The following is a 16,245-nucleotide window of genomic DNA, read 5'->3' as shown; positions in this document are numbered from 1 at the left end:
ACGATCGAAATGCGTGATTGACAGTCGCTCTCCCCTGCACGTATTCTCGGTCGGTTGTCTATAGACATCGGCATATTGCGCATATTATTTATGCATTCCACCCATCGGAATCATGGCAAACAATCCGTGACTAAACGACACTCACTTCAACAAACTTACCAACGGGAGAGCGCATGAATAATAAGAGTTCTGCAACAACCGGTAATGATGCGTCGGTCAAGCTTCATCCGCAAACGTGGCGAGCAGTTATCTCGTCTTCTATCGGCAATGCCCTGGAATGGTTTGACGTCCTGATCTACGGCGCGTTTGCCGTGGTCATCGCCAAGCTGTTTTTCCCGACCGACAATGAAACGGTCTCGCTGCTGGTGACCTTCGCGACCTTCGGCGTGTCGTTCTTCATGCGTCCGCTCGGCGCCGTCATCCTCGGCGCGTATTCCGATCGCGTCGGACGCAAGGCGGCCTTGTCGCTGTCGATCGTGCTGATGACCATCGGCACCGCCATGATCGCCTTCATGCCGACCTACTCCAGCATCGGTCTGTGGGCGCCTGCAGGCATCGTGCTGGCGCGTCTGATCCAGGGCTTTTCGGCGGGCGGCGAATTCGGCAGCTCGACCGCATTCCTGGTGGAACACGCACCGCATCGCCGCGGCTTCTTCTCCAGCTGGCAAGTCGCCAGCCAGGGTCTGAGCCTGTTGATGGCCGCCGCTTTCGGCGCCGGCCTGAACGGCTGGCTGACACCGGAACAGTTGTACTCATGGGGCTGGCGTCTGCCTTTCCTGTTCGGTCTGCTGATCGGCCCTGCCGGTTTCTACATCCGCCGCCACCTGGACGAGTCGCCTGAGTTCGCACAGGCGGAACGCACCGAGACGCCGTTGCGCGACACCTTCGCCACCCAAAAAATGCGCCTGCTGATCGGTACCGGCAGCGTGATCATGGCAACCGTGTCGGTCTATCTGTCGCTGTACATGCCGACCTACGCCATCAAGCAACTGGGCATGCCGGCATGGTCGTCGTATGCGGCAACGCTGGTGTCCGGCCTGATCATGATGCTGGCGTCGCCGCTGGTGGGCGAGCTGTCCGACAAGCATGGCCGCACGCCGTTCATGATTGCCAGCAGCCTGGCCTTCGTGGTGCTGACCTATCCGATGTTCCTGTTCCTGACCGGTTCGCCGAGCTTCATCAACCTGCTGTTGCTGCAAATCGTGATCGGCATTCTGATGACCATGTACTTTGCATCGATGCCGGCCTTGCTGTCGGATATCTTCCCGGTGCAAACGCGCGGCACGGGCATGTCGCTGAGCTATAACATCGCGGTGATGCTGTTCGGCGGTTTTGCCGGCCTGATCATTACCTGGCTGATCCAGACCACAGGCAACAAGCTGTCGGTCAGCTATTTCGTGATCTTCGGCGCGGCGTTGAGCTTCATCGCTTCGGCATCGGCACGCTATGTGCTGAAACTGCGCTGATCTTTCGTATGACATCCGGCTCAGGCCGGACGTAAGCAAAAAAGTCGGACGTAAAAAAAGGGCCGGATTCATCAACGAATCCGGCCCTTTTCATTTTGTTTTTCATCGTTCGGTTTGCATTCTTTGCGAGGCATATCCGTGACGATGTTTGCTTCCCTACCCCTCTACTGCTACTGCTCTCCCGCTTCCCTTAACTTGTGCTTGTACGTCAGTCGTCTTCAGCGCCGCCGATACCGAGTTCCTGAATCTTGCGCGTGATCGTATTGCGGCCGATGCCCAGACGTACGGCTGCATCGTTCTTGCGGCCGTGCGTATGCTTGAGCGCGATCTTGATCAGGGCAGCTTCAAACTGGCGGCCGAGGATGTCCATGACTTCCGGACGTTCTTCGGCCAGCATCTGCGCCGCTTCGGTTTCCAGCAGGCTGATCCAGTTGCGATCGGCGCCGCCGAAGTCGCCGTCGAAACTTGCGGCAGGTGCACCTTGCGATTCCGCCGCCGGCGCCGACGATGCCGCCTGCGACGATACCGGCTGGAAGTTGCTGCTGCGTTCTTCGATCAGATCTTGCGGCAGGTCCTTGACTTCGACCGTCTGTCCCGGCGCCATGACGGTGATCCAGTTGCAGAGGTTTTCCAGCTGGCGCACGTTGCCGGGCAACTCCAGCTGCGACAGGAACTGCATCGCTTGCGGCGACAGGCGCTTGGCTTCGACGCCGAGCTGGCGCGCGCTTTGCGTGAGGAAATGGCGCGCCAGAATCGGCACGTCTTCGCGGCGTTCGCGCAGGCTCGGCAAGCGCAGACGGATCACGTTGAGGCGGTGATACAAGTCTTCGCGGAACAGGCCTTCGCGCACGCGATGCTCCAGATTCTGATGCGTTGCTGCGATGACGCGCACATTGGCCTTCAGCGATTGATGGCCGCCGACGCGATAGAAATGTCCGTCCGACAGCACGCGCAGCAAACGCGTTTGCAAGTCGAGCGGCATGTCGCCGATTTCATCGAGGAACAGCGTGCCGCCTTCGGCCTGTTCGAAACGGCCGCGGCGCATGGCTTGCGCGCCGGTGAAGGCGCCGCGCTCATGACCGAACAGTTCCGACTCAAGCAGGTCCTTCGGAATCGCTGCAGTATTGAGCGCGACGAAAGGCTGCGCCGCGCGCGGGCTGTGCTTGTGCAAGGCGCGTGCGACCAGTTCTTTGCCGGAACCCGATTCGCCGGTGATCAGCACGGTCACGTTCGATTGCGACAGGCGGCCGATGGCGCGGAAAACATCTTGCATCGCCGGCGCCTGGCCGAGGATTTCCGGCGCATCGGCGGAAGACTGCTCAACCGCGGTTTCACGCAGGCTTTCTTCCAGCGCGCGGCGAATCAGCTCAACCGCTTTGTCGACGTCGAAAGGCTTGGCCAGATATTCGAAAGCGCCGCCCTGGAAGGCCGACACGGCCGAGTCGAGATCCGAGAAGGCGGTGATGATGATGACCGGAATGCCGGGATGCTTGGCCTTGATGGTCTGGAGCAGCTCCAGCCCGGATGCGCCAGGCATGCGGATATCGGAAACCAATACTTGCGGCGTGCCGGTCTGCAATGCTTGCATCGCGTCGCGCGCGCTGGAAAAACTTTGTGTGGCGAGATTTTCTCGCGCGAGGGCTTTTTCCAATACCCAGCGTATCGATTCGTCGTCGTCAACAATCCAGATCGGTTTCATAGTCTTATCTTTTCCTGCTTTGGTAGCGTGTAATAGACAGCATCAAAGGCATGCGCCGGTGTTGCATTTGCTTCAGTTCCCGACTGTCCTGACCGGTAAAAATCGTGATCAGGGAAGCGGGATCAAAATTCTGAAATCCGTATATCCCGGCCGGCTTTCACATTCGATGACTCCCATGTGTTGCTGTACGAATGTTTGCGCCAACGTCAGTCCCAAACCGCTACCTCCTTCCCGCCCAGAAACCAGCGGGTAAAAAATACGGTCCTGGATGTCTGGTGAGATACCGGGGCCATTGTCGATGATATGCAAGTCTAGTGCCAGCCGGTAACGGACCTTGGCCAGCGTCACCTGGCGCGCGACTCGCGTTGCCAAAACCAGCTCGGCGTCGCCGCCGCGGATGCGTTCGGCAAGCGCCTGGGCCGCGTTGTGAACGATGTTGAGCAAGGCCTGAATCAGTTGCTCCTTGTCGCCGCGGAATTCGGGAATCGACAAGTCATAATCGCGGCGGATGGTCAGACCGTTCGGAAACTCGGCAAGGATGAGGCTGCGCACGCGTTCGCAGACTTCGTGGATGTTGACGTCGCCGACGATGTGCGGCCGCCGGTGCGGCGCCAGCAGCCGGTCCACCAGCGTCTGCAGGCGATCGGCTTCCTTGATGATGACCTGGGTATATTCGCGCAACTCTTTCAGATGGCGTTCGGGCAACTCCAGCTCCAGCAACTGCGCAGCGCCGCGAATGCCGCCGAGCGGGTTCTTGATTTCATGCGCGAGGTTGCGGATCAGCTCTTTGTTGGCCTGGCTCTGGTCGAGCAGGCGCTCTTCCCGGTCCAGCTTGAGTTGCTGGACGTTTTCACGCAGCTCCAACAAGACCGGCGTGGCGGCGCTGTCGAGTGCGGTGACGATGGTATGGACCTGCAAGGGCTCGCGTCCTGCGCGCTCCAGCACCAGGTCCAGGCGCTTGTCGGCGAACTGATGGGCGACGGCCTGATAGAACAGCGTGGCGAGCTCTTTTCCATTCAGGAAAAGCTCGGTCAGCTTTTGTTGCGAGAGCACCTTGAAGGAACTCTCCAGCAGATTTTCGGCAGCGGCGTTGGCATAGACGATGCCGCCGTTGGCGTCGAGGATGATGACTGCTGACGCCAGCAGATCGAGACCATCCAGTGAAGGTAGCGTTGTTTTCATGCGTTCCGGTTAAAGCTTGTGAAATGCTTGTGAAATGCCTGTGACAGGCAAGCGGCAATCGAACCAGATAGGCGCAGGGACGATTGTCAGCTTCCCTTCAGCTAAGCAAGATTTGGGCGAGCCTGCAACAACGCGGCATTCCTGACAAATGCACTGATGAACTCACCGATTAGCGCACGTTCGCCAGCTCTCGTTTAAGGGCTGCAATATTGCGTTCCGCGCGCGCAATGTCGTCCTTCATGCCGGCGACGCGCTCCTGGTATCTGGCATAGTTGCGCTCGTCGCCGCGGCGTTCCGGCTCGCCGTTGTTGAAGTCTGCCTTCAGACCTGCCAGCTTCTTCTCTTCCGTATACAACTCTTCTTGCAACAGCAGCTTGCGGTCGCTGTCGCGCGCCTTCTGCGTACCGGTGTCGACCTTGGGGAAACCGGCCGCCGCTCCTGCAGACCCGGCTGCTGCGGCTGCCCCGCCCTGAGCGGCTCGCTTCGGCTGCGGCGCCGCAGGCAGCCCGGGCAACTCAAGCTTGCGGCATCCTTTGGTCGCTCCGGTGTTCTTGTATTCTTTCGCACCGTTTTCATCGGTGCAGACATACACGTCATTTTGCGCCCGGGCAGCGCCCAGACAAGCTGCGCACAACAGCGCTCCTGCTGCGAAAAACTTCATTTGCCGGTATCCACTTATCGAAATGGCGATCAGTGTATGACAACACACGCAAGGTCTCGATAAGCCATAAAAAAAGGGAAGCAAGCTTCCCTTTTTTATCAATACAAAATCGACGATTACAGCGAGTAGTACATGTCGAATTCGATTGGGTGTGTCGTCATGCGATAGCGTTGCACTTCCTGGCCCTTCAGGTCCAGATAGGCATCGATCATGCTGTCGGTGAAGACGCCGCCGCGTGTCAGGAACTCGCGATCCTTGTTCAGTGCGTCCAGCGCTTCTTCCAGCGATGCGCACACTGTCGGGATCAGCTTGTCTTCTTCCGGCGGCAGGTGGTACAGATCCTTCGAAGCGGCTTCGCCTGGATGGATCTTGTTTTGCACGCCGTCCAGACCTGCCATCAGCAGAGCCGAGAAGCACAGGTATGGGTTCGCCAGTGGATCCGGGAAACGTGTTTCGATACGACGGCCCTTAGGATTCGCAACGTGTGGAATACGGATCGATGCGGAACGGTTGCGTGCCGAGTAAGCCAGCTTGACCGGTGCTTCGAAGCCTGGAACCAGACGCTTGTACGAGTTGGTGCCTGGGTTGGTGATCGCGTTCAGCGCCTTGGCGTGCTTGATGATACCGCCGATGTAGAACAGCGCGAATTCGGACAGGCCAGCATAGCCGTCGCCTGCGAACAGGTTCTTGCCGTCTTTCCAGACCGATTGGTGAACGTGCATGCCGGAGCCGTTGTCGCCGACCAGCGGCTTAGGCATGAAGGTCGCTGTCTTGCCGTAGGTGTGGGCAACGTTCCAGATCACGTACTTCAGTGTTTGCGTCCAGTCAGCGCGCTCAACCAGCGTCGAGAACTTGGTGCCCAGTTCGTTTTGACCTGCGCCGGCCACTTCGTGGTGGTGCACTTCAACCGGGATGCCCAGGGATTCGAGGATCAGGGACATTTCCGAACGCATGTCCTGGAAGCTGTCGACCGGTGGCACTGGGAAGTAGCCGCCCTTGACGACCGGACGGTGGCCGGTGTTGCCGCCTTCGAGCTTGGCGCCGGAGCTCCACGATGCTTCTTCGGAGTCGATCTTGACGAAGGAACCGGACATGTCCGCGCCCCAGCGCACGCCGTCGAAAATGAAGAATTCTGGCTCAGGACCGAAGTAGGCTGTGTCGCCCAGGCCCGAGGACTTCAGGTACGCTTCAGCGCGCTTGGCGATGGAACGTGGGTCACGGTCGTAACCCTTGCCGTCGGATGGCTCGATCACGTCACATTGCATGAACAATGTGGTTTCTTCCATGAACGGGTCGATGTTGGCAGTATTCGGATCAGGGATCAGCAACATGTCCGAAGCTTCGATACCCTTCCAGCCGGCGATCGACGAACCGTCGAATGCGTGGCCCGATTCAAACTTGTCGATGTCGAAATGGGAAACAGGAACCGTTACGTGCTGCTCTTTACCCCGGGTGTCGGCAAAACGGAAATCAACAAACTTGACTTCATTGTCTTTCACCAACTTCAAAACCTCTGCGGCCGTCCTTGCCATGCGAATCTCCTAAAACGAGGAAGTAGTATAAATTTGTACAATTTGGGTGATGAGCCGACTACGTGCGACTTGATGTGTGCAGCAAATACAACAGATAGTGCGCCAGAACTCAGGCGGGAATGATAGCAGATTCCATGCCATCAACTGCCTTGTGTTGATGCGTATGGCATATTTTAGGGAGTTATTGGCTGGCAGGCGTTTCCGAGCAGTGCATGGACGCCTTTCAGGAGATCCATTATGGTGCAAATACAAATAAATGCACCAATAAATAACAATATTAATGTATCGCACTTTTTTGGTGCTTTTTATTTCATCGTCAATCTGAATCTGCAGTTTTTTTAATTCTTTATCAATCATTAACAGGAAGCAACATGACCTCCAGCAACGACATTCTTTCTTCCGCCAGACAACGCGCCCAATCCGGCCAATTTCCCTACGCCGGTGCAGTCACGCCGCAAGAAGCGTATGCATTACTGCAAGGCAATGCCGCCGTCAAGCTGGTCGATGTGCGCACCAAGGCCGAACGCGACTGGATCGGCCAAGTGACGCTGCCGGCGGAGCAGCATCTGGCCGTGCAATGGAATCTGTATCCCGAGGGAACGCCGAATCCGCAGTTTCTCGAACAACTCGCCGCCGTCGCCGGCAAGGACGCCGTACTGCTCTTTCTGTGCCGCTCCGGCGTGCGCTCGCGCCATGCCGCCAAGCTCGCCACCGAAAACGGTTACACGCAGTGCTACGACATTCTCGAGGGATTTGAAGGCAACAAGGACAGCGCCGGCCATCGCAAGACCATTGAAGGTTGGTGCAAAGCTGGATTGCCATGGGCAGGCGCCTGAAAAAGCGACTGACGGCATCCGCCTTTCAGGCGTTTGCCGCGGGAGAAAGGCGGTGAATTGAAGATCCCCAAGTAGCAAAGCGAATCAGCCGGCTGCGGTAAGCGCCCATTGAATTTGCCGAAGGCGCTTCATCTCATCGTTGCGCGTGCAGGCCGCGCAACGCGTCTACCTACTTTCAAATCGCCTGCAATTGCTGCTTCAGGGTCTCGACTTCGGCATTCAGGCCGGACGCAGGTGCTGTTTTGCGGATAGCAATTGCCTCGATGCGCTCAAGCGTGCCGACGATCTGCGCCGCACCCATGGTCAATGCAGCACCCTTCATGCGATGCGCCATGCGTCCGACGCCCGGCAAGTCGGCTTGCGCCAGCAAGTCTCGCATGGCGCTGAAATCTTCCAGCGAGGTCGTGCGGAACAAGGCCTGCAAATCGACGCCTTGCATCTCGTCGACGCTGGTCGCCGGCGATGCTGCAATACCGGCGTCGGCATCGACGTCGCACCAGAGCGACAAAATCTTCTTCAGCTCATCGACCGGCAGAGGTTTCCCCAGCACGCCATCCATGCCGCTGTCGAGACATTTCTGCATATGCGCAGCGTCGGTTTCCGCCGAGATGGCAATGATAGGGGTATGCGCGCTCTCGTCCGCACGCTCGCGCCGGCGTACCTGCATGGCGACTTCATAACCGCTCATGTCCGGCATCTGGCAATCGAGCAGGACCAGATCGAATTCCGTCTTTGCCATGGCTGCCAGGCCGGATGCGCCGTCTTGTGCAGTGCTCACATTGCAGCCGAGTTTCTTCAATTGTCTTTCAACGACGACGCGGCTGGTGGCCGAATCGTCGACGACGAGAACCAATGGTTCTGCTGCAAGCTGAGTAGTCGTCATGATGTGCCCTATAAGTCCTGGAGTTGGTGCTGAATCTTGAACAGCTCGTTATCGTTGCGCACGCCAAGCTTGCGAAACGCAGCCTGCTTCTGACCACTGATGGTCTTGACGCTGCGCGCAAATTTTTCGGCAATCTGCGTCACGCTCATCCCTTCCAGACAACAGCGCAATACTTCTCTCTCGCGCGGCGACAATTCAGTGTTGTCGGTCAGGGAGTCGCCTGCGCCCGACGGATCGCCTTCCTGCGAGCTATTGGACAGCATGGACGAGATTTCTGCCGCCATCAGCGGGTTGAGATGCACCTTGCCGAGCGAGATGGAACGCACCGCAGCAATCAGCTCGGACAATTCCTGTTCCTTGCCGACGAAGCCGCGTGCGCCGGCTCTCATGGCGAGGGCGACCGTAGCGGGGTTGTAGTGAGAAGACGAGACAAGAATGCGGCTGCCAGGAAAACGCACCTTCAGCGCCCGGATCAGATTCAATCCATCGATGTCGTTGATGCTCAGCGAATAGTCGATCAACAGGATGTCTGCAGGAGAAGCGCGCAACGCCGCCATCATGTCTCTACTGGTCGCATATGCGCCGACCACCTGGAAGTCCGACTCTTCCTTCAGCCGCGCCGTGAGCCCGTGTCGAACGACGGCATGATCATCAAGCAATGCGATGCGAATCGCTTTTGTTCCAGCCCATGTCATCGGGACATCCTTTCGCGCGCGCTCATTACGCATCGCGACCGATAAACATTGGTCGCGACGGCTTGCTTCGCCTGGGTGCGATCACGATAGTATTCGGGCCCACGACCAAACGAATCATGGCCGAGTGTATCAAAAATAGTAAAAATGCAATAGCACGTTCACGCATCTACGAGACCATTGTTAAATAACTGTGCGGCGCCGACGCTGTTCAAAAAATCTTCCTGCTTCATCGGTTTGATAATCGCACCTTGTCCGTACATGCACCCCATTGCGGCCAGCACCTCCATCTGCCGCGCGTTTTCAATCCCCTCGGCCGTGACCTTGAGCTTAAGGCTCCTGGCGATGTTGATGATTGACTCGACGATGACCCGACACTGGGCCTGACGCAAGAACTGGCGGACGAAATGGCCGTCAATGCGGATCTCGGTAAACGGCATCTGCGATAACAGCTTCATGGTTGAAATCCCCGAACCGAAATCATCAATCGACAAACCCAATCCGCGCAAACGCAAACGATTGAGCGAGGCAGCCAGCTTCAAGGCTTCCTGCGGCGGCTCATTGTCGGAAATGCCGACCGTAAGAAGCGATGGAGAGATCTCGTGCCGTTGAATGCGTTCATAAAGGTAGTCGGCAATTTCAGGCGTCTCCAGCGTTGTTGCGGAAGCCTTCACGCAAACAGGAATGCTGCAGCCGAGTCTTTCCAGTTTTTGCAGCGTTTTCAGTACATGGTTGACCGTGCGATAGAACAACATCAGCCCCAGGCCCTGGCGCTCGATGAGATCCATGAACTGGCTCGGCGACAAGCCGCTGAACTTGGGGTGACTCCAGCGCACCAGCGCATCGGCGCCGACGATCATTTTTGTGCTCAATGAAATGTGCGGCTGGTACCACACTTCAAATTCGCTGGTGTCGCAGATCGCCCGCAAGACATCGTCATCGCTGATCCCATCTTCCGTAAAACTGCGCCCCGGCCGTGACGTCGTTTGCTGTGCAATAGTCATCGCGTTCAACAACGCCAGCGCCGCATCGATAGTCGCGCCCAGCACCAACGAACTCAGCGGCTTGGCAATCGCGTCGGAAAATGGAAAACCCGCCGAACGCGCCATCTGCAAATGCGATTCAAGCAGATCGCCGTCATGCGCACTCAGCCAGATCAGCATGGGCAGATCCCTGGCGCGCGGCGACAGTGTAGTCAGCGCGAGAATGAATTGAGAACCATCCATGTTGGGCATGCCGATATCGCAAAATATCAGATCGACCGGGCGCTCTTTCAGCAGCGCGATGGCCTCCATGCCGTCGGAAGCATCCTGAATATTGTTTACGCCCAGTTCTCTTAATTTTTCAATGATGAAGCTGCGCTGAAGTGGTTCGTCCTCGACGATTAAAATGGATAGATCCGCAATAGTTTTCATAGTCGCTCCAGCTCAGTTGCGCTGGTCGCAGCGCATCAGGTAGCTCGTTACAGGAGAGCATTGTGGCTATCGGCTGGAAAACCGTATATGAGAATCCTCTTAAATCTTTACTTTGTTTTTTCAATCAAAAAGGACGGGAGTTGAGAGCCGTCTCAGGAATAAAAAATCTTCTATTGGAATCGATATTTATTTTTCATAAAAATAAATTTTCAGCCTTCTAAAAATCAAATAAATTTAAATTTTAATGATGAAAAAAGCTTAAAAATAATCGCCCAAATTTTCAATCTCGATAGTTTTTTTACCAAAACAACGAGGGACGATTTCTCTCTCATCTTCCCCAGCATCAGGCACTATAAGGGCTTCCGCGAAACAATCTCGCGCTGACAGCTTTTTGTCAGACTTGTTTCCGTCCTTACACTTTATTACAGCGACGGAAAACAAGGATGCACATACTGAAAGCGTTATCCTTCACCTTCGAGCAAAGAGATCATGCAGACCTCGTTCAGACATGGCTTGACCGGATTGCTGGCATTGTCGTTGTGCGGCCTTGCGTCCGCGCAGGCACTGACCTCGCAGGAACAAGCTCTGCACGTGCTCAACCGCCTGGCCTACGGCCCTCGTCCCGGGGATGTGGCCGCTGTCGAAAAAATCGGTGCAAAACGTTACATCGATGAACAGCTTGATCCGGAACATATCCCCTTCCCTGCCGACTTGCAGGCGAAACTCAACAGCTTGCCGACCTACAACCTGAGCGCGCCGCAACTGTATATCCAGTACGGTCCGCCGTCCTTCCCTCCGCCCAACGCTTCGCAAGAAGAAAAGAACGCCGCGCGCCAGAGGGCCGCCAAAGAAATCACGCCTGCCAGCCATCTTGCCCGGCTGTGGATGGCGACCGAAAGCCCGCGTCAGCTGCAAGAGGTCATGACCGAATTCTGGTTCAATCATTTCAATGTCTTCGAAGGCAAGGAATGGGTGCGCTACTGGAATGCCGATTATGAAAAGAACGCCATACGTCCCAACGCGCTCGGCAATTTCCGCCAGTTGCTGGGCGCCGTCGCGCATCATCCTGCGATGCTGTATTACCTCGACAACTGGCTCAGCAGCGGCGCCAATACGCCGCAGGCCAAAGGCCACTTCAAGGGCCTCAACGAGAATTACGCACGCGAGCTGATGGAGCTGCATACGCTGGGCGTGAATGGCGGCTATAGCCAGGCCGACGTGATTTCGCTGGCGCGCATTCTCAGCGGCTGGACCATCGCTGTGCGCGAAATGAAAGAAGACACCGACGACGGCACGTTCATTTTCCGTCCGGGGCGTCACGATACCGGCGACAAGCAATTCCTCGGCAGAGTCATTCCGCGCGGCGGCCAGCAGGAAGGCGAAGTTGCCCTCGACATGCTGGCGCGCCATCCAGCGACAGCGCGTTTCATCTCGACCAAGCTGGTCCAATATTTCGTCTCCGACCAGGCCGACCCGGAACTGGTCAACAAGATGTCGCAGCGCTTTCTTGCGACCAACGGCGATATCAAATCGGTGCTGCGCGTCTTGTTCGACAGCCCGCAGTTCTGGGCGCGCAAGAATTATCAGAGCCAGTTCAAGACGCCTTACCAATATGTCATCTCGTCCCTGCGTGCGACCGCCACGCCGGTAGTCAACGGCAAGCCCGTCAGCGGCGTTTTGAACCAATTCGGGATGCCTTTGTACGGCTGGCTGACACCGGAGGGTTACAAGTACTCCGAAGAAGCCTGGCTCAATCCCGATGCGCTGTTGCGCCGGATCAATTTCGTCAACGGTCTGAGCAACGGCAAGTCGCCGATCGCGCGTGCCGAAGGCACGCAACCGCCGCCGGATGCGGCCCCTGTCGACCCGGTGCAGCTGATGCAAACATTGTCGCCGACGCTGAGCCAGGAAAATGTCACGACGATTGTCGCGTCGCCAACGAACTTGCAGGTCGGCCTGATCCTGGGCAGCCCTGCCTTCATGAAACGTTAGGATCATCATGAACCGTCGTGAATTCATCCGTTACATGGGCATGGCCGGCGGCAGCGCCATTGTCATTCCCATCGGCCTGTCGGGCTGCGCTGTGGCGCCGGTCGGCAAGCCGGCATCGGCATCCGCCGCCGGCAATGCCCCGCTCGCCTACGGCACGCCAAAGCAGCGACCACACGCCAACGGCGACGGCACCCCGCGCATGGTGGTCGTTTTCCTGCGCGGCGCCGTCGATGGCCTCAACGTGGTTGTGCCGCATGGCGATCGCGAGTACTACCAGGCGCGCCCCGGTATCGCCGTGGCGCGACCGGGACAGAATAACGGCGCAATCGATCTGACCGGCTATTTCGGCCTGCATCCGTCACTGCGCCCCCTGATGCCTTATTGGGAAAGCGGCCAGCTGGCCTTCGTCCATGCCTCGGGATCGCCGGACGGTTCGCGCTCGCACTTCGAAGCGCAGGATTACATGGAAACCGGCACGCCCGGCCAGCACAATACGCGCGACGGCTGGATGAATCGCCTGCAAGGCCAGTTGCCGCGCTCCGAATCGCCGGTGCAAGCATTGACTTTGGGCGAGTCGACGCCACGCATCCTCAGCGGCCGGCAAGTCGTTGCCAACATGCCGACCGGCCGCGATGCCGCCCGCCAGACATTGATCGACCAACCCAAGGTCAACCAGGCCTACGGCGCGATGTACGCCGACAATGACGCCCTCGGCAAGGCTTACCGCGACGGCCTTGCAGCACGCAAGGAGCTGATGGCGGAAATGAGCAGCAACGAGCAACGCATGGCCAACAATGGCGCCCCCTTGCCCAACGGCTTGTCCATCGACACCGCGCGGCTGGGCCGACTGATGCGCGGCGATCCGAAGATCCGTCTGGGCTTTCTTGCCGTCGGCGGCTGGGACACCCATGCCAACCAGGGCAACGGCGCCGGCCAGCTGGCGGGTCGCTTGAGTCCATTGGCAACCGGGCTGGCGACGCTGGCGCAGGAATTAGGCCCGGCCTTCAATGACACCGTGATCGTAGTCGTGTCGGAATTCGGTCGCACATTCCGCGAAAACGGCAACGGCGGCACCGACCACGGTCACGGCAACGTGATGTGGCTGCTCGGCGGCAACGTGCGCGGACACACCATTTACGGCCAGTGGCCGGGATTGAACAAAGCCGAGCTCAATGAAGGACGCGATCTGGCGATCACGACCGATTTCCGCGCGGTGATGTCGACGCTGGCGGAGAAACACATGCGCATTCCCGACAGCGCCATGCAGCAGATTTTTCCGCAATACACGACAGGCATGCAGCATGTGTCGAATATTCTGGTGTGATTGCGCGCGCAGATTAAAGATGTTCGGACGTAAAAAAGGAGCGATGTACGCTCCTTTTTTACGTCTGTAGCAGTCTACTGCCAGAACTTACCCGGCCTCTTCGATCCAGGCGGCCTGAATCGCTTCCAGAATCTTTTCGCCGGAACGATTGGCGTCGTCGTCAAAGCCGTCCAGCTCCATCACCCAGCGATGCAAGTCGGTGAAGCGTATGGTTTTGGGATCGGTGTCCGGAAACTTGTCGTTGAGTTCTTCAGCAATACGCTGAATATCGGTCCATTTCATGGCTGCCTCGCTCATGTTGATCAGTCGCCCACGCCGGCCGTAAGCCGTCAGTCGAATCAGTGATTCTCGCTGGCGTGGTTGATGGTGTACTTCGGAATTTCGACGACCAGATCGTCGTCGCCCAGCACCACCTGGCAAGACAGGCGCGAATTCGCTTCCAGGCCCCAGGCCATGTCGAGCAAATCTTCTTCCTTGTCGGTCGGGTCATCCAGTGTGTCGAAACCTTCGCGGATCACCACGTGGCAGGTGGTACAGGCGCAGGATTTCTCGCAGGCGTGTTCGATGTCGACATCGCTGTCGAGCATGGCGTCGCACAGGGTCTTGCCGACCGGCGCATCGATGACGGCGCCGTCAGGGCAAAAAGTGGGGTGTGGGAGTATGACGATTTGTGGCACGGTATTAACCTCTATCTTTACGAAACTTCATCCAATTTCTTGCCGGCCAGCGCGGCGTGCACGCTGCGGTCCATGCGGCGCGCGGCGAATTCTTCAGTGCCATGCGCCAGCTCTTCGACCGCGGCCTTGATCGCCAGGTGATCGTCGCCCTGCGCCTTCTCGCGCACGACTTCGATCAATGCGGCAACCTCGATGCGCTCTTGTTCATTCAGCAAGGCGCTGTCGACATGCAGAGCCGACTCGGTCGCGAGAATGATGCGTTCGGCTTCGACCTGCTCTTCGCGCAAGGCGCGGCGCTTCATGTCGTCGTCAGCGGATTGGAAAGACTCTTGCAGCATGCGTGCGACGTCATCGTCTTCCAGACCATAAGAAGGCTTGACCGTGATCGCCGCTTCCACGCCCGATGTCATTTCACGCGCCGACACCGACAGCAAACCGTCGGCATCGACCTGATACGTCACGCGGATACGCGCAGCGCCTGCCGCCATCGGCGGAATGCCGCGCAGCTCGAAACGCGCCAGCGAACGGCAGTCGGCGACCAGCTCGCGCTCGCCCTGCACCACCTGAATCGCCATCGCGGTCTGGCCGTCCTTGAAGGTCGTGAACTCTTGCGCGCGTGCGCACGGAATGGTCGAATTGCGCGGAATGACCTTCTCCGCCAGGCCGCCCATGGTCTCGATGCCGAGCGACAAGGGAATCACGTCCAGCAGCAGCCAGTCGTCGCCGGCAGCGCGATTGCCGGCCAGCAGATTGGCCTGCACAGCGGCGCCCAGCGCCACGACTTTGTCCGGATCGATATTGGCCAATGGCGTAGTCTGGAAGAATTCGCCGACCGCCTTGCGCACATGCGGCATGCGCGTCGCGCCGCCCACCAGCACCACGCCGTCAACATCATCCACCGACAGACTGGCATCGCGCAGCGCCTTGCGGCATGGCGTGATGGTCTTGCCGACCAGATGCTGGGTCAGCGCGGTAAATTCTTCCGCCGTGATCGACAGATGCACTTCTTCGCCGGAATTCAGGACCGCATCGATTTGCGTGTAAGCCTTGGAGGAAAGCAGCTCTTTCACTTCACGCGCCTTCACCAGCAGGATGCGCGTGTCTTCGTCCGACAAGGGAGCCAGTTGCGACTGTTCGCAGATCCAGCAGAACAGGCGCTGGTCGAAATCGTCGCCGCCCAGTGCGGAATCGCCGCCGGTCGACAAGACTTCGAACACGCCCTTGGTCAGCTTGAGAATGGAAATGTCGAAAGTGCCGCCGCCCAGATCGTAGACGGCAAACGTGCCTTCCGAACCGTTGTCGAGGCCGTAGGCAATCGCGGCGGCAGTCGGTTCGTTGAGCAGGCGCAGAACATTGAGACCGGCCAGTTGCGCCGCATCCTTGGTCGCCTGGCGCTGCGCATCGTCGAAGTAAGCAGGCACGGTGATCACGGCGCCGACCAGGTCGTCGCCCAGCGCGTCTTCCGCCGTCTGGCGCAAGGTCGCCAGAATCTGCGCCGAAATCTCGACCGGACTTTTCACACCGGCAACTGTCTTCAGTTGCACCATGCCCGGCGCATCCTGGAAATCGTAAGGCAGGTTCTCAACGTAGGCGATGTCTTTCAGGCCGCGCCCCATGAAGCGCTTGACCGAGACGATCGTATTCTTCGGATCGGTGGTCTGCGCGGCTTGCGCCTTGTAGCCGATATTGGCGTGACCGTTGGGCAGGTAGCGCACCACCGACGGCAACAGGCTGCGCCCTTCTTCGTCGTTGAGGACTTCGGGGATGCTGTTGCGCACGGTGGCGACCAGCGAATTGGTGGTGCCGAGATCGATGCCTACCGCCAGCCGATGCTGATGCGGCGCGGTGGACATGCCCGGTTCGGAAATTTGGAGAAGTGCCATAGT

At 58.1% G+C, this 16,245-nt stretch carries 14 protein-coding genes; 4 read left to right on the top strand and 10 right to left on the bottom strand.

Annotation, left to right across the window (positions count from 1 at the left end; translation table 11 throughout):
- Positions 1-173 precede the first annotated feature (173 nt).
- On the top strand, positions 174-1,466 hold the full coding sequence (locus AKL25_RS06405; protein ID WP_050476808.1) for an MFS transporter: 1,293 nt from the start codon (positions 174-176) through the stop codon (positions 1,464-1,466).
- A 208-nt stretch (positions 1,467-1,674) separates the two neighbouring features.
- Here the strand turns inward: AKL25_RS06405 and ntrC are convergent, their stop codons facing one another.
- From ntrC to glnA, 4 genes are all read right to left on the bottom strand, one after another.
- Positions 1,675-3,165: a nitrogen regulation protein NR(I) gene (ntrC, locus tag AKL25_RS06400; protein WP_050476807.1), complete on the bottom strand. Its 1,491-nt coding sequence runs from the start codon at positions 3,163-3,165 to the stop codon at positions 1,675-1,677.
- 108 nt (positions 3,166-3,273) lie between these two features.
- Entirely contained in the window at positions 3,274-4,347 is a 1,074-nt protein-coding gene (glnL, locus tag AKL25_RS06395) for a nitrogen regulation protein NR(II) (RefSeq protein ID WP_050476806.1), read from the bottom strand.
- A 169-nt stretch (positions 4,348-4,516) separates the two neighbouring features.
- Complete coding sequence (locus AKL25_RS06390; RefSeq protein ID WP_050476805.1) at positions 4,517-5,008, bottom strand: DUF4124 domain-containing protein; 492 nt, start codon at positions 5,006-5,008, stop codon at positions 4,517-4,519.
- A 116-nt stretch (positions 5,009-5,124) separates the two neighbouring features.
- Complete coding sequence (gene glnA / locus AKL25_RS06385) at positions 5,125-6,540, bottom strand: type I glutamate--ammonia ligase (RefSeq protein ID WP_050476804.1); 1,416 nt, start codon at positions 6,538-6,540, stop codon at positions 5,125-5,127.
- Between the two features lie 371 nt (positions 6,541-6,911).
- On the opposite strand from glnA, the gene AKL25_RS06380 reads away from it, so the two are divergent.
- Entirely contained in the window at positions 6,912-7,376 is a 465-nt protein-coding gene (locus AKL25_RS06380) for a rhodanese-like domain-containing protein (RefSeq protein ID WP_050476803.1), read from the top strand.
- A gap of 175 nt (positions 7,377-7,551) precedes the next feature.
- Here AKL25_RS06380 and AKL25_RS06375 read toward each other — a convergent pair whose 3' ends face one another.
- The 3 genes from AKL25_RS06375 to AKL25_RS06365 form a co-directional block, all read right to left on the bottom strand.
- Positions 7,552-8,259 carry a response regulator gene (locus tag AKL25_RS06375; protein WP_050476802.1) on the bottom strand — a complete coding sequence of 236 codons (708 nt, stop codon included), beginning with the start codon at positions 8,257-8,259 and terminating at the stop codon, positions 7,552-7,554.
- An 8-nt stretch (positions 8,260-8,267) separates the two neighbouring features.
- On the bottom strand, positions 8,268-8,954 hold the full coding sequence (locus AKL25_RS06370) for a response regulator transcription factor (RefSeq protein ID WP_050476801.1): 687 nt from the start codon (positions 8,952-8,954) through the stop codon (positions 8,268-8,270).
- A 158-nt stretch (positions 8,955-9,112) separates the two neighbouring features.
- Complete coding sequence (locus AKL25_RS06365; RefSeq protein ID WP_050476800.1) at positions 9,113-10,366, bottom strand: EAL domain-containing response regulator; 1,254 nt, start codon at positions 10,364-10,366, stop codon at positions 9,113-9,115.
- A gap of 489 nt (positions 10,367-10,855) precedes the next feature.
- On the opposite strand from AKL25_RS06365, the gene AKL25_RS06360 reads away from it, so the two are divergent.
- Positions 10,856-12,358 carry a DUF1800 domain-containing protein gene (locus AKL25_RS06360; protein WP_050476799.1) on the top strand — a complete coding sequence of 501 codons (1,503 nt, stop codon included), beginning with the start codon at positions 10,856-10,858 and terminating at the stop codon, positions 12,356-12,358.
- Positions 12,359-12,365: 7 nt separating this feature from the next.
- Positions 12,366-13,682, top strand: coding sequence for a DUF1501 domain-containing protein (locus AKL25_RS06355; protein WP_050476798.1), 1,317 nt, complete (start codon positions 12,366-12,368; stop codon positions 13,680-13,682).
- Positions 13,683-13,769: 87 nt separating this feature from the next.
- Here AKL25_RS06355 and iscX read toward each other — a convergent pair whose 3' ends face one another.
- Genes iscX through hscA form a run of 3 tightly spaced genes read right to left on the bottom strand, consistent with a single transcriptional unit; the run spans position 13,770 to position 16,242 of the window.
- Entirely contained in the window at positions 13,770-13,964 is a 195-nt protein-coding gene (gene iscX / locus AKL25_RS06350) for a Fe-S cluster assembly protein IscX (protein ID WP_050476797.1), read from the bottom strand.
- 56 nt (positions 13,965-14,020) lie between these two features.
- Positions 14,021-14,359, bottom strand: a complete 339-nt coding sequence (gene fdx / locus AKL25_RS06345) for an ISC system 2Fe-2S type ferredoxin (protein ID WP_007880067.1) — start codon at positions 14,357-14,359, stop codon at positions 14,021-14,023.
- Between the two features lie 17 nt (positions 14,360-14,376).
- Positions 14,377-16,242, bottom strand: a complete 1,866-nt coding sequence (gene hscA, locus AKL25_RS06340; protein ID WP_050476796.1) for a Fe-S protein assembly chaperone HscA — start codon at positions 16,240-16,242, stop codon at positions 14,377-14,379.
- Between the last annotated feature and the right edge of the window lie 3 nt (positions 16,243-16,245).

Source organism: Herbaspirillum rhizosphaerae (genome assembly GCF_001189965.1).
Lineage (GTDB): Bacteria > Pseudomonadota > Gammaproteobacteria > Burkholderiales > Burkholderiaceae_D > Herbaspirillum > Herbaspirillum rhizosphaerae.
This window is presented reverse-complemented; position numbering and strand designations above follow the sequence as displayed.

Excerpts from the sequence above, each read along its gene's own strand:
- glnA (WP_050476804.1), bottom strand. The coding sequence starts at position 6,540 with ATGGCAAGGACGGCCGCAGAGGTTTTGAAGTTGGTGAAAGACAATGAA.
- AKL25_RS06365 (WP_050476800.1), bottom strand. The coding sequence starts at position 10,366 with ATGAAAACTATTGCGGATCTATCCATTTTAATCGTCGAGGACGAACCA.
- AKL25_RS06360 (WP_050476799.1), top strand. The coding sequence starts at position 10,856 with ATGCAGACCTCGTTCAGACATGGCTTGACCGGATTGCTGGCATTGTCG.
- glnL (WP_050476806.1), bottom strand. The coding sequence starts at position 4,347 with ATGAAAACAACGCTACCTTCACTGGATGGTCTCGATCTGCTGGCGTCA.
- AKL25_RS06405 (WP_050476808.1), top strand. The coding sequence starts at position 174 with ATGAATAATAAGAGTTCTGCAACAACCGGTAATGATGCGTCGGTCAAG.
- ntrC (WP_050476807.1), bottom strand. The coding sequence starts at position 3,165 with ATGAAACCGATCTGGATTGTTGACGACGACGAATCGATACGCTGGGTA.
- hscA (WP_050476796.1), bottom strand. The coding sequence starts at position 16,242 with ATGGCACTTCTCCAAATTTCCGAACCGGGCATGTCCACCGCGCCGCAT.
- iscX (WP_050476797.1), bottom strand. The coding sequence starts at position 13,964 with ATGAAATGGACCGATATTCAGCGTATTGCTGAAGAACTCAACGACAAG.
- AKL25_RS06380 (WP_050476803.1), top strand. The coding sequence starts at position 6,912 with ATGACCTCCAGCAACGACATTCTTTCTTCCGCCAGACAACGCGCCCAA.
- AKL25_RS06370 (WP_050476801.1), bottom strand. The coding sequence starts at position 8,954 with ATGACATGGGCTGGAACAAAAGCGATTCGCATCGCATTGCTTGATGAT.
- AKL25_RS06375 (WP_050476802.1), bottom strand. The coding sequence starts at position 8,259 with ATGACGACTACTCAGCTTGCAGCAGAACCATTGGTTCTCGTCGTCGAC.
- AKL25_RS06390 (WP_050476805.1), bottom strand. The coding sequence starts at position 5,008 with ATGAAGTTTTTCGCAGCAGGAGCGCTGTTGTGCGCAGCTTGTCTGGGC.
- AKL25_RS06355 (WP_050476798.1), top strand. The coding sequence starts at position 12,366 with ATGAACCGTCGTGAATTCATCCGTTACATGGGCATGGCCGGCGGCAGC.